This is a genomic window from Anaerotruncus colihominis (genome assembly GCF_010206195.1).
In the GTDB taxonomy this organism is placed as follows: Bacteria; Bacillota; Clostridia; order Oscillospirales; family Ruminococcaceae; genus Anaerotruncus; species Anaerotruncus colihominis_A.
Window position 1 is genome coordinate 116,208 of record NZ_VIQT01000021.1, and the last position, 12,220, is coordinate 128,427.

A 12,220-nucleotide genomic window follows, 5' to 3' on the forward strand; every position below is an offset into this window, starting at 1 on the left:
GGGGAGCTTGCTTTTTCGGCTGAAATCAGGTACAATATTCCATGCTGCAAAGCAGCGGTCAGTTCGCAACATCCTGACCTAAAACAAAAACTAGGGGCGGCCGCAGCGCGGCAAGGCTCCGGAAAAGAGGAAAAAAGAATATGCAGAAAACCTTCACAACAAGGCGCATGGCCGCGGCGGCTATGCTCGCCGCGGCTTATTGCGCCGTCAGCCTCGCGCTTGCGCCGCTCTCCTTCGGCGTGGTGCAGATGCGCGTGTCGGAAGCATTCACGCTGCTGCCCGTATTCAGCCCCGCCGCTATCTGGGGCGTCACGCTTGGCTGTGCGCTGTCGAATGCGCTCGGTTCGTCGATGGGGCTGATTGACGTAGTCTTTGGCACCAGCGCCACTTTGATCGCCGCGCTGATGAGCTACGCGCTGCGCAATGTGCGTATCCATGGACTTCCCGTACTCTCGTCGCTGCCGCCCGTGCTTGTCAATGCAGTTGTCATCGGTGCTGAAATCACCCTTGTCTCTCCGGGCGGCTGGAACACCGGTGTATTTGTATCATCGGCACTGTCTGTTGGTATCGGGCAGATCGTCCCCTGCTGTGTGCTTGGCCTGCTTCTGGTGTGGGCGCTTGAAAGGAGCCATCTGGAAAACCGGATTTTCGGAACCCTCTAAAATAATTATAAAACAGCCGGCCGCGTCAGCGTCCGGCTGTTTTTTTGCCTACAACGGCCGGCCGGTGTGTTCGCCGGCGGCTGCAATGACATAATCGACAGCTGCGATCTCGCGGCCGCCCTGCATGTAAACGCGCGGAACGCGCCGGCCGATCAGACAGCATTCCTCGTAGTTGATCGTACCATTGAGCGCTGCAAAATCGTCAAGCGTAATCGCCGCGCCGCCGCTTTCGCCGATCAGCGTCACAACGTCGCCGCTTTGAACGCCGTCAATCGCGCTGACATCCACCATCAGTTGATCCATGCAAACCGCGCCTGTTATCGGCGCATATTGGCCCCGAAGCATAACACGGCCCTTATTTGTAAAATTGCGCCGGTACCCATCGGCATAGCCAATGGCGATCGAGGCAATCCGCCGCCCACCCCTGGGCGTCACATAGCGGCGCCCATAGCTGACAGCTGCATCCTGATCCAACGTTTTCACCATCGTAACCGTTGTATAAAGCGACATCGCAGGCAGCAGCTTTGCCATATCCGCACATTCCGGCGATGGCGACAGGCCATAGAGCACAACGCCCGGCCGCACCATATCAAGATGATATTCCGGGTATGCAAGCGTCGCCGCGCTGTTGCAGCAGTGACGCAGCTCAAACTCTACGCCCGCCTGCGTCAGCAGGCCGAGCGTTTCCATAAACACATCAAATTGATGCCGCGTAAAAGAGCGGCTGTCGCTGTTATATTCATCGGCGCAGGAAAAATGCGTAAATGCCCCCGTACACGAAAGCCCTGGCAGCGCGCAGACCTGAGCGATCTCACCGGCCGCCTGCGCCGCGTGGCCCTGCTGCGCAAAAAATCCGATACGGCTCATACCTGTATCGATTTTAATATGGCAGTCAACGGTCAATCCATGCGCCGCAGCCTGTTTTGACAGCGCGTGGGCATATTCGCCGGAATAAACGGTCTGGGACAGCGATTGCTCAACAAGAAGCCCCACCATCTCCGGCGGTGTATACCCCAAAACCAGAACCGGCCGTACAACCCCCTGCCGGCGCAGGGAAACAGCTTCATTGATATTGGAAACAGCGAACCAATCCGCGCCGTCCCGCTGGAGCGCGCGCGATACATAACCGTCCCCATGGCCGTATGCGTCGGCCTTGACGACCGCCATGGTCCGGCAGCCCGGCGCAAGGCGTTGCCTGATGATTCGGTGGTTATGTACAATGCGGTCAAGATCAATTTCCGCCCAGGTGCGGCGCAGATAATCCATCGCCCCAAAATCCCTCCAGTTTTTAGCAGGATCAAATCTATATATAACAGACGGCAAAACAGCCCCATCCATTCTCTCGCCAGGGCCTTTCATCAAAAAAGCCCCGGCGGAAACGATTAGAAGCTGTACCAATGGGGGAAAGCGCATGGATTGGCAAGAAAATTTTTTGTCCGGCAAGGAAGGAAAGCGTGGGAATCCCGGCGAATTTCAAGCTTTTCTGGCACGGTCCGGACAGGAAATTTTCCGCCAGGGCGTGTGCCTCTCCCATTGGTACAGCTTCTTAATCATCATCCGTACCATCCCGGACGCTGCGGACCATCAGGACGGATAGACCGATTGTGTTCAGGATGATCGAAAGGACCAGCGTAATCAAGGCCCAGGGTGAATTCGTATTGAATAAAAGCAGCAGGGCAACCAACAATATTGTTATGCCCGCGACAAGGAAAACGCGGCCTATTTTTCGTTTCGTCATTGTTTGCATCAATCCTTTTTTATTGTGGAAAGCAGCCTGAACAGCTTCCCGTTGCGGCGTGCAGCCACGGCCGTGTGAAAAGGAAACGGCTCTTATAATATACACCAACCGGCGTGTTTTTACAACCGCGCCGCGAAGTTTAACAGATTCGTAACATGCGCGGGGCCTTTTGCCCCGCCAAAGGAGGGACGCCCATGCGCCTGTACCGGACTGATCTGGCGGTCGAGGCAGCCGCCGAATTTGAGCAGCGCCTGCCGCACGGCGTATCCATGCAGGAGGAAACACGCGGCAGCGCGCGGATCACGCGGATCACCATCGATACAGACGACGCTGCGCGCCGGCTTGGCCGGCCGTGCGGACGCTATATCACAATTGAGACGCCGCCTGTCTGTGAAAGCAGCGGCGCGGACGACGCAACCCACGCCTGTGCGGCGGAGCTTCAATCCCTGCTCCCTAAAAGCGGGCCTGTGCTCGTCGTCGGGTTGGGAAACGACCGCATCACCCCGGACGCGCTTGGCCCGCGCGCCGCGCGGCAAATCCTTGCCACACGCCATATCCCGCGCGAGCTGGCGGCGCGCACGGGACTTGGCACGTTGCGGCCTGTCGCAGTGATCGCGCCGGGCGTTCTTGGCCAAACAGGGATCGAAACCGGTGAGATTGTCCACTCGGTGGCACGCGATCTCTCGCCGGCCGCCGTCATTGTGATCGACGCGCTCGCCTCACGTTCGCTCGACCGTCTGGGCCGAACAATTCAGCTCGCAGACAGCGGCATCTCTCCCGGCTCGGGTGTGTTCAACGCGCGGCGCGAGCTAAATGCAGCGACGCTCGGAGCGCCTGTTGTCTCCATCGGGATCCCAACCGTGGTCGACGGCGAAACGCTCGCGCGCGACATCCTGCACGATGCGGATGACCGCGCCGCCGCGCCGGGCGCGGACGCCATGATGGTCACGCCGCGCGACATCGATGCGGTCATTGACCGCGGTGCAAAAACGCTTTCCTTTTCCATCAACGCCGCGCTCCAGCCTCAGCTTTCGCTTGAAGACATCGTTTATCTGACCTCGTAAAAACACCCTTTCGCCGTCATAAAACCGCCGCGGCCTGAATAAAATGCATGTAAACGGTTCTATCCGAAAAGGGGGCGGCGAGTATGAATAGGCATGTCCGAAAACACAGACCGGCACGCCGCTCCCCATTTTTGCTGACCGCCATTTTTGTCCTGCCGCTGTCGTTGATCGCGGCTTTTTCGCTTTCTCCGGATGTTGGAGAGCTTACGGAAAAAGCGGCGCTGCTTTCTGCGATGGTGAACATGCCTGAAGGTTCTATCGCTCTTTTGGAGTCCCGATTTGCGGACAAGATCGACGAGAGCTATTACCAGGAGGGTGAAAACCAGGTCGCGTCCTATGTAGAGCCGTTTGACGATGGCGAAAGCGCGGACTCTCAGGCGCCCTCCGAGGAGTCCGCGCCCACCTCCTCCACTCCGGAAAGCGCAGACGGCCCAGTCAAAACAGCCAACCCCTCGCCAGCCAGGGATAATTCTCATAAAATCAGCGAGGAATACCGCGGCACAATTCTTCAGGAAAATATGGCCGGCTCCGGCACCAACCTGATCGCCTATGGCGAAGGGCTGCTGCGCAACTACACCGAGCTGCCGGCCAGCGAAATTGAATCGATCATGAAGCAGGGCATGAATATCCATCTGGAGGATACGCCTGAGCCGCAAGTGCTTATTTTCCATACACATGCCACGGAAAGCTATGAGCCATACGACAGTGAAAATTATGACATGCGGAATACCTGGCGTTCAACCGACAACACTAATAATATGATCGTTGTGGGCGACGCCCTGGAACAGGCGCTCAAGGACGCCGGTATTGGCGTCGTCCATGACCGCACGCAGCATGACTATCCCTCATACAACGGCGCCTATGAGCGCAGCGCCGAGACAATCAAATCGTATCTGGAAAAATACCCGACGATCAAGATCGCGCTCGATGTGCACCGCGACGCCATTCAGCGCGAGGAGGATCTGATTGTCAAGCCCACCATCGAAGTGGATGGTAAAAAGGCCGCGCAGCTCATGATTATCACCGGCAGCGACGACGGCACCATGAATGTGCCAAAGTGGCGTGAAAACCTGCGCTTTGCCGCTTCGCTTCAGGACGCGATCGAACAGGATACGCCTCAGCTGACCCGTCCGATTTTCTTCTGTTACCGCAAATACAATATGGATCTGACAACTGGTTCACTGCTTTTGGAGTTCGGCTCCAATGCAAACACGCTGGATGAAAGCGTCTATACGGCGCAGCTCGTGGGCAAATCGCTGGCACGCCTGCTGGATGAGAGCCGCGAAATGCAACAAGACGTTGAAAAATAAGGTGATTATACAATATGTTAACAAAGGATACCCGTCTGTTCGTCGCTTCTTTCTTCTCAACCCTTCTGCTTTCCGCCTGGCTTGTGCTCTTTTTCTTCGTGGATATCGAGAGCGCCCGCTATGAAAACAGCCCCGGACTCCATGCCTTCGAGCTTGAGCGTCCGGAATCACTGCGCCTTGACGTGACGCTGATGGGCAAGGAATATAACTTTACACTTGACCCGCTCAATGAATTTGAAGCCTGGCGCAAAAAATATGCCTGCCTCGTCACGCCGCGTGGCCTGCTCGCCTTGGAACAGCTTTATTCCCTCAGTGTCTATGGACGCGACACATTTAACGAATGGTATATGAATAGACAATATATACAAAACGTTGCAAAGTCTCAAGAAGGAGTTCCCATCGAACAGCCAAAAACATGACGCAGAAAGGACCCTTGCAGCCCAAAGCTGCAAGGGTCCTTTCTGTCATCAGAGCTTAAAGCTGTCCTTGAGTGTGACAATGCGGTTAAAGGTGTGCGCGTCATGGCTGTCCTTACAAAAATATCCCATACGCACAAACTGGAACCGGTCGCCGGGCTTCGCTTCGGCCAGGCTTGCCTCCAGCTTGCAGCCCTTCAGCGCGCGCAAGGAATCGGGATTGAGATAATCGAGGTAATTTGTCCCCTCCGGCACGGCGTTGACATCCTCAAGAGTAAACAGGTTGTCGTAAAGCATCACATCGGCGTCGACCGCGTGCGCCGCTGACACCCAATGGATGGTTCCGCGCACCTTGCGTCCATCCGCCGGCATCCCGTTGCCCGTCTCCAGATCAGCCGTGCAGTGCAGCTCGACGATCTCCCCGGCGTCATTTTTGACGATCTGCGCGCAGCGCACAATGTATGCGCCCATCAAACGCACCTCGCCATCTGGCTTGAGGCGCTGGAATTTCGGCGGCGGTACCTCGGCAAAGTCGGTTTTTTCGATGTACAATTCGCGCGAGAAAGCAACCTTGCGCGTGCCCGCTTCAGGGTCGACCGGATTGTTGGCGATCTCAAAATACTCAACCTTGCCCTCCGGATAGTTGTCGATGATCATCTTGACAGGCTCGGTGACGGCCATACGGCGCGGCGCATTCGCATTCAGCTCCTCGCGGATGCAATATTCCAGCAGGCGCTGATCGACAAGGCTGTTCGTCTTGGCGATGCCGGCGCGCTGCACAAACGAAAAGATTGCCGACGGCGTGTAGCCGCGGCGGCGCAGGCCGCACAGCGTCGGCATACGCGGATCGTCCCATCCGTCAACGCGCTTTGTCTCGACAAGCTCGCGCAGATACCGTTTCGACATCACCGTGTTTGTGATATTCAGGCGTGCAAATTCACGCTGCTTCGGCTTCGGGTCAAAGCCGATGTTGTCGACAACCCACTCATACAGTGGGCGGTGGTTCTCAAACTCCAGCGAGCACATCGAATGGGTGATGCCCTCAATTGCATCTTGTATAGGATGCGCAAAATCATACAATGGGTAGATGCACCACTTGTCGCCCTGCCGGTGATGGTGCGCGCGCACAATGCGGTAGATCGCCGGGTCGCGCAGATTTAGGTTGGGCGACGCCATATCGATCTTGGCACGCAGGGTACGGCTGCCATCCGGGAACTCCCCGTTTTTCATGCGCTCGAACAAATCAAGGTTTTCCTCCGGCGTGCGGCTACGGTATGGGCTTTCACGTCCCGGCTGCGTCAGCGTGCCGCGATATTCGCGCATTTCATCGGGCGTTAAATCGCAGACATAAGCCTTACCCTCGCGAATGAGCTTGACCGCATATTCATAGCACTGGTCAAAGTAATCGGAACCGTAAAAGATCGCCTCCGGGTTCGCGCCGAGCCAACGCAAATCCTCCTCGATCGACTCGACGAACTCCGTGTCCTCCTTGACGGGATTCGTGTCGTCGTAACGCAGGTTGAACAGACCGTTATATTTCTTTGCGATAAAATAATTGATAAAGATCGCCTTTGCGCTGCCGATGTGCAGATAACCGTTCGGCTCCGGCGGAAAGCGCGTGTGAATACGTTCCTTCAGACCGTTTTCAATATCCTCATCGATGATATCCGTTAAAAAATTTGGTGCGATTTCCATCATGCGCACGCCCCTTCCATCACAGTTTTTCCGCCGCCGCGCGCAGGCGTTCGATCGAACGCGCCGGGCCGAGCAGCTTCATGACCTCGCACAGGTCGGGCGAATTCTGCCGCCCAGTGATCGCAACGCGCAGCACCATGCTCGCGTCGGCCACGTTGCCCGGCCAGGCCGCGGGGTCCTTTTTGTATTCCTTCATATTGGTCGCATAGCCGACCGACTCAGCGAGCGTCTTGACGCGCTCAAACCACATCCCGCCGTCGTCGGCCGGGTCGTACATCGTCTGGTAATCGGTCAGCAGTTTTTTTGCGTCGGCTGCCGTCACATGCTCCGGATATGTCAGATCGGGCTTGAACAGCTCGTCAAAGAAAAACGATAAATACTCCTTCGCGCCGCTCCAGACCGTGATGTCCTTGCGCGGCTTTTTGCCGCCGCGTCCGATGGAAAGGATCGCTTTCGAATACGCGGGATCGCGCTCGAGCAGCGCGCAGAAATCGGGATCATACCGGCGCGCCCAATCGGTCAGATGCGTGTAGACCTCGCCGGCCGTCATGCGGGAAATGACATTTTTGGAAACGTCGTCAAGCTTTTCCATATCAAACAGCGCGCCGGAAACCCCCATCTTCTTTGTGTTAAACGGAAATTGATCGACCGGCGTTTCAGGATTGGCCAGCCGCCAATCCTCAAAATTGGAGTTTAAAAGCGTCAACAGGTATTCCTTGACCGCTGCGACGCAGTATCCCTGCCGCTGGTAAAAATCGAGCGCCAGCTCCGGGTCCTTGCGTTTGGAGAGCTTGCGTTTATTGCCGTTGTCCAGCTTCATAAGTTGCGCCGTATGGACATATTTTGGCATCCGCCATCCCATCGCGGCAAAGAGCTGGATATGGATAGGCAGCGTGGCAAGCCATTCCTCGCCGCGCACCACATGCGTTGTGCCCATGAGATGATCGTCGACAACATGCGCGAAATGATACGTGGGGATTCCGTCCGACTTGAGCAGCACAACGTCTTGATCGTTTTCCGGCAGCTCCATCGTCCCCTTCACAAGATCCGTGAATTTGACGCGCCGCGCGGGATCGCCCTCGCTGCGAAAGCGCAGCACAAACGCTTCTCCCGCCTCGATCTTTTCCCGGACTGCATCGAACGGCATATCACGGTGGACGGCCCATCTACCGTAGTAACCAAAGTTTTCCTTGCGTTCCGCCTGCTTCTCACGAATGGCCGCAAGCTCATCCTCCGTACAAAAGCACGGATATGCCTTACCCTGCCCGACAAGCCATTTGGCATACGTCTGATAGATTTCCGCACGCTGTCGCTGCCGGTACGGCCCGTAAAGACCGTTGTCTCCATCGGCGGCCGCTCCCTCGTCAAACGGCAGCTCATAGTCGGAAAAGACCTGCAAAATCGTCTCAACCGCGCCGGGTACCTCGCGCTTTTGGTCGGTATCCTCGATGCGCAGATAGAACACGCCGCCGCTCTGGTGGGCCAGGCGCTCGTCCGCGATCGCGCCGAACAGGTTGCCCAGATGCATAAAGCCGGTCGGGCTGGGCGCCATGCGCGTCACTTTCGCGCCCTCGGGCAGCGCGCGCGCCGGGTAACGCGCCTCAATATCGGCAGGCGTTGTGTCGATACCGGGGAACAGCAAATCGGCAAGTGCGGAATAATCCATGATTCAGACTCCTTCTATGTTGACTTCACAATCGTTCATAACATGCTGCAATGCGGGTCGCCTTATAAAGACAGCCCCTCGGCTCATTCGTCCACAGCGGCAAGCCCATTTGGGCTTGTCTGCTGCAAAGCGGCGGTTAAACCGGCAAAGCCGGTTTTAGCTCTGATGCCCCATGCGCAGTCCGCTGCTTTTCAGCGGCAGCCGCCGTCCGGCGGCTGCAAACGGCTTTGCCGTTTGCCCTGCGCATATGATACTATATCTGTGTGAAAAATTCTACAATATATACAAAAAACCTGTTGGTACATTGCGATCACGACTCCTGCGGATGATTTCTCCGATAGTTGAGATAGCTTTCCAAAATAATCGTAGCGGCGACCTCATCGATGACCTCTTTACGCTTTTTGCCGCGTGTATTCGTTGCGTTCAAGAATCCTGTCGCCGAAACGGTGGTTCCGCGCTCGTCCCAAAGGCGTACCGGCACAGTCACAAGTTTTGCAAGCTGCTCGGCAAAGTCGGCGCAAAGCTGCGCGCGCGGGCCTTCGGTACCGTTCATATTGATCGGATGACCCACAATGATCTCCTGCGCATCGTATTCGCTGGCGGCCGCGGCCACCTTTTGCAGGACACTCCCAAAGTCCTTATCATGCAACACGCCGATGGGCGAAGCGAGATATTCTGTCCGGTCGCAGCAGGCAAGCCCTGTGCGTGCGTCTCCAAAATCAACAGCAAGTATTTTCATATTGAAAGCTCCTATTCTTAGGGCTTGTTTGAAAAAAGAGGAATTGCCGGATTGTTCGCAGACATCAGGAGAATGCAAGGCAAAAAACGCCGGTATCCGTTCCGATTCGGAGGCTTTTTAAAGCAGCATTCACCCCTGTTTGTAGAAAAAGGCGGGAATTTTAATTTTTCAAACAGCCCCTAGTCAATGGCTTATTGAGGCTTCAAGAACCTGTATTCACAGCCGCCCGGCGCCGTCCAGACGGGCCTTTTGCCCCGCCCTGCAAAAATTTTTCCTTGATCGGGTACAAAACACCTCGCCTGCCCTGTATCCTCCGGCTGTGGATACAGGCTCTAAAAATCATTTTGATTATAGACGTTCTCCCCGCTTTATTGTGCGGCAGATGCAGCGTGCTGCTCTTCACGCCGCCACCAGGACTGTGTGGCAAACGTTGACGCATGCTCCGGCAGATGCGACGCGTCGCTCAGATAGACTATATGCGGCCGGAAGCTGTCGTCAAACTCAATCAGGCTGACTGCCGTATTATCGCACCAGCAGACATCCGCGATACGCTCCAACGGCCAGCCGAGCGCATAACAAAGATAGTTGCGGATAGCGCATCCATGCGAGGCCGCGGCGATCACCCGTCCCGGATTGGCACGCACAATGGCGTCGATGGCCGTCTGCATACGCTCGAACACATGCCGCATACTCTCGCCGCCCGGCGCTTGAAAGAGCCACGGTGTATTGTCCCATTGGGCGTTTTCCTCCGGATAACGCGTGGGTAGCTCCGCGAACGGCAGACCCTCAAACGCACCGCCGTCGATCTCCATCAGGCCGCGTTCCGGTGTAATGGGCAGCCCGGCAAAGCGATTCATCGCCTCGGCTGTCGCCCAGGCGCGTTTGAGCGGACTTGAATATACCGCGTCCAGATGGACCTGTTCAAAACGGCGCGCCAGATAGTCAAGCTGCATCCAGCCCTTTTCGCTCACCTTGCTGTCAATATGCCCCTGAAAGGTACGCTTCCAATTGCCCTCGGCCTCGGCATGGCGCACCAGATACAATGTGGTTGTCATCCTGCATCTCCCTAATCGCATTGATGCTTTGATGATATCACAAAATGCCCCTCTTTACAATCATCATCTCTTTTGTCCCTTTTAAGAAAAGTGTTGCTGGATTATCACTTTGGCAATTTCCACAAAGAAAGATTGTTATGGTAGTTACCTTGTGCTATAATCGATTCGACAAACTTGAATTTACGGAGGACAAGGATATGAAAATCATAGAGGTAACAGGCAGAAATGCACTTTTGATTGAGCAATTATTAAAAGTATGGGAAAGTTCTGTTAAAGCGACTCATTTGTTTTTATCAACCGATGAAATAAGCAATATTAAACAATATGTTCCCCAGGCTTTGCATAGTGTCCCTGTTTTAGTGGTTGCAAAAAATGAGAACGGAAATCCCGTGGGTTTTATGGGGATTGTAGACAAAATGCTTGAAATGTTATTTATTTCAAATGAAAGCAGAGGACAGGGAATCGGAACACAATTACTGCAATATGGCATTGATATTTATTCTGTCAATGAACTTGCCGTCAATGAACAAAATCCTCTTGCGAAAGGATTTTACGAGCATATGGGCTTTGAAGTTTATAAAAGGACGGAGTTGGACGAACAAGGGAATCCTTATCCATTGTTATATATGAAAAGAGATTGACAACTTTCAGTTTATCGGGTTGTCACCTTTCCATTTTTGAAAAAAGGTATGCCAAAAAAACTTTCCGGCTTTTTTGAAAAAAAAGCCTCGGCAAAAAACTTTCCGGCTTTTTTGAAAAAAGCCTCGGCAAAAAACTTTCCGGCTTTTTTGAAAAAAAGCCTCGGCAAAAAACTTTAGTCGGCTGCGCCGCAAACAGTGGGGCAGCCGCTGCGTTTATACAGGCTGCGCCGCGAACAGCGGGGCTGCCGCTACGTTTATACAGGCTGCGCCGCGAACAGCGGGGCAGCTGTTGTGTTTATACAGGCTGTGCCGCAAATGGTTGGCGGGCGCTTCGTAAAGCAAACCGCGCCAATCAATTTACATGCAGCATCCCATCGGCGCGGTTCGCGTCGAGGATGCGTCTGATCTGCTCCTCCCGTTCCTGCTTCGGACGGCTGCGATAGCGCGCGTAATCCTCTTTATATGTGCCGTGCGCGGCGTGCGGGCAGTGCTCGCATACAAGCGGATACAGCTCGTCAAGCTGCTTTAGGCTCGCCATCCAGAGCTGCCGCTCCTTGTCAAATCGGTCGTTGAGCATAATATGAAACTGCCGCGTCGTGCCGCGCCCAGGCCGGATACGCAGCAAATGATAATAATAGACGCCTGTGATACAACTGTATGGGATCGCGACGGCCTGCCGCGTAATGCCGGTATGGCCGACCAGCCAGTTTGCCGTAAGCGTTATATGGCGCGAATCGTAAAGCGGCACGGCTAACTCCCGGTCGAGCTCTGCCAGCACCTGATTCAGGTCCGTTTCGCCGCACTGTGCCATATATAGCGCGACAAGCTTTCCAAGCTTGCTGCCCGGCACATTCATCCCGCGCACAAGCGTCAGCAGGCCGGCTGCGCCGGCTGCTAAACCAAACAGCATCAATACCGGCGCCCACAGCCGGCGTTCCCTGCGCATCTGTGCGTTCATATTGGCGTCCATTTCCATGAGGCGCACGCGCTCCTTTTCCGGCAAAACCTGCCCGCGCTCCTTAAAAATCTTTTCCGTCTGCTCCAGATATGTATAGGAAGGGCCTTCAGTAAAAAGCATGTTAAAGCCATTGGTCAGCAGCGTCCCCGCCAGTATGAAAAACAGGATTGTGATAACAAGCATTCTTCCGTGCATACGCCGCTTAATATTTGCATACATATTCATCTCTCCCCGTAAAAAAGGAGACATCCACAGCGGATGCCTCCTTTTCTATAT

At 55.0% G+C, this 12,220-nt stretch carries 12 protein-coding genes; 6 read left to right on the forward strand and 6 right to left on the reverse strand.

Going from position 1 to position 12,220, the window contains the following annotated elements; translation table 11 throughout:
* The first annotated feature begins 140 nt into the window (after window positions 1-140).
* Window positions 141-662 (forward strand): QueT transporter family protein, encoded by a 522-nt coding sequence (locus FMM72_RS14835; protein ID WP_160209769.1) that lies wholly within the window; start codon window positions 141-143, stop codon window positions 660-662.
* Window positions 663-710: 48 nt separating this feature from the next.
* Here FMM72_RS14835 and alr read toward each other — a convergent pair whose 3' ends face one another.
* The gene (gene alr, locus FMM72_RS14840; protein WP_162221873.1) at window positions 711-1,928 is read right to left on the reverse strand and encodes an alanine racemase; all 1,218 of its coding nucleotides are present in this window, start codon (window positions 1,926-1,928) and stop codon (window positions 711-713) included.
* 145 nt (window positions 1,929-2,073) lie between these two features.
* Between alr and FMM72_RS14845 the strand changes: the two genes are divergently transcribed.
* The 4 genes from FMM72_RS14845 (at window position 2,074) to FMM72_RS14860 (ending at window position 5,193) form a co-directional block, all read left to right on the forward strand.
* The gene (locus FMM72_RS14845) at window positions 2,074-2,259 is read left to right on the forward strand and encodes a hypothetical protein (protein WP_162221874.1); all 186 of its coding nucleotides are present in this window, start codon (window positions 2,074-2,076) and stop codon (window positions 2,257-2,259) included.
* A 335-nt stretch (window positions 2,260-2,594) separates the two neighbouring features.
* Window positions 2,595-3,464, forward strand: coding sequence for a GPR endopeptidase (gene gpr / locus FMM72_RS14850; protein WP_243157840.1), 870 nt, complete (start codon window positions 2,595-2,597; stop codon window positions 3,462-3,464).
* A gap of 83 nt (window positions 3,465-3,547) precedes the next feature.
* Window positions 3,548-4,774 (forward strand): stage II sporulation protein P, encoded by a 1,227-nt coding sequence (spoIIP, locus tag FMM72_RS14855; protein WP_160209765.1) that lies wholly within the window; start codon window positions 3,548-3,550, stop codon window positions 4,772-4,774.
* A gap of 14 nt (window positions 4,775-4,788) precedes the next feature.
* Entirely contained in the window at window positions 4,789-5,193 is a 405-nt protein-coding gene (locus tag FMM72_RS14860) for a hypothetical protein (protein WP_162221876.1), read from the forward strand.
* A gap of 48 nt (window positions 5,194-5,241) precedes the next feature.
* Here FMM72_RS14860 and FMM72_RS14865 read toward each other — a convergent pair whose 3' ends face one another.
* From FMM72_RS14865 to FMM72_RS14880, 4 genes are all read right to left on the reverse strand, one after another.
* Window positions 5,242-6,888: a glutamine--tRNA ligase/YqeY domain fusion protein gene (locus FMM72_RS14865; RefSeq protein ID WP_160209763.1), complete on the reverse strand. Its 1,647-nt coding sequence runs from the start codon at window positions 6,886-6,888 to the stop codon at window positions 5,242-5,244.
* 16 nt (window positions 6,889-6,904) lie between these two features.
* The gene (gene gltX / locus FMM72_RS14870) at window positions 6,905-8,551 is read right to left on the reverse strand and encodes a glutamate--tRNA ligase (protein WP_160209762.1); all 1,647 of its coding nucleotides are present in this window, start codon (window positions 8,549-8,551) and stop codon (window positions 6,905-6,907) included.
* A gap of 310 nt (window positions 8,552-8,861) precedes the next feature.
* Entirely contained in the window at window positions 8,862-9,290 is a 429-nt protein-coding gene (gene ruvX, locus FMM72_RS14875) for a Holliday junction resolvase RuvX (RefSeq protein WP_162221877.1), read from the reverse strand.
* A gap of 368 nt (window positions 9,291-9,658) precedes the next feature.
* Entirely contained in the window at window positions 9,659-10,345 is a 687-nt protein-coding gene (locus FMM72_RS14880) for a histidine phosphatase family protein (RefSeq protein ID WP_160209760.1), read from the reverse strand.
* 197 nt (window positions 10,346-10,542) lie between these two features.
* Here FMM72_RS14880 and FMM72_RS14885 point away from each other — a divergent pair, with 197 nt between their 5' ends.
* Window positions 10,543-10,986, forward strand: a complete 444-nt coding sequence (locus tag FMM72_RS14885) for a GNAT family N-acetyltransferase (protein ID WP_160209759.1) — start codon at window positions 10,543-10,545, stop codon at window positions 10,984-10,986.
* A 352-nt stretch (window positions 10,987-11,338) separates the two neighbouring features.
* On the opposite strand, the gene FMM72_RS14890 is transcribed toward FMM72_RS14885, so the two are convergent.
* Window positions 11,339-12,163: a hypothetical protein gene (locus FMM72_RS14890; protein ID WP_162221878.1), complete on the reverse strand. Its 825-nt coding sequence runs from the start codon at window positions 12,161-12,163 to the stop codon at window positions 11,339-11,341.
* Between the last annotated feature and the right edge of the window lie 57 nt (window positions 12,164-12,220).

Bases quoted from the DNA above. Each gene is read 5' to 3' on its own strand.
- FMM72_RS14835 (WP_160209769.1), top strand. From the start codon at position 141: ATGCAGAAAACCTTCACAACAAGGCGCATGGCCGCGGCGGCTATGCTC.
- alr (WP_162221873.1), bottom strand. From the start codon at position 1,928: ATGGATTATCTGCGCCGCACCTGGGCGGAAATTGATCTTGACCGCATT.
- FMM72_RS14845 (WP_162221874.1), top strand. From the start codon at position 2,074: ATGGATTGGCAAGAAAATTTTTTGTCCGGCAAGGAAGGAAAGCGTGGG.
- gpr (WP_243157840.1), top strand. From the start codon at position 2,595: ATGCGCCTGTACCGGACTGATCTGGCGGTCGAGGCAGCCGCCGAATTT.
- spoIIP (WP_160209765.1), top strand. From the start codon at position 3,548: ATGAATAGGCATGTCCGAAAACACAGACCGGCACGCCGCTCCCCATTT.
- FMM72_RS14860 (WP_162221876.1), top strand. From the start codon at position 4,789: ATGTTAACAAAGGATACCCGTCTGTTCGTCGCTTCTTTCTTCTCAACC.
- FMM72_RS14865 (WP_160209763.1), bottom strand. From the start codon at position 6,888: ATGATGGAAATCGCACCAAATTTTTTAACGGATATCATCGATGAGGAT.
- gltX (WP_160209762.1), bottom strand. From the start codon at position 8,551: ATGGATTATTCCGCACTTGCCGATTTGCTGTTCCCCGGTATCGACACA.
- ruvX (WP_162221877.1), bottom strand. From the start codon at position 9,290: ATGAAAATACTTGCTGTTGATTTTGGAGACGCACGCACAGGGCTTGCC.
- FMM72_RS14880 (WP_160209760.1), bottom strand. From the start codon at position 10,345: ATGACAACCACATTGTATCTGGTGCGCCATGCCGAGGCCGAGGGCAAT.
- FMM72_RS14885 (WP_160209759.1), top strand. From the start codon at position 10,543: ATGAAAATCATAGAGGTAACAGGCAGAAATGCACTTTTGATTGAGCAA.
- FMM72_RS14890 (WP_162221878.1), bottom strand. From the start codon at position 12,163: ATGTATGCAAATATTAAGCGGCGTATGCACGGAAGAATGCTTGTTATC.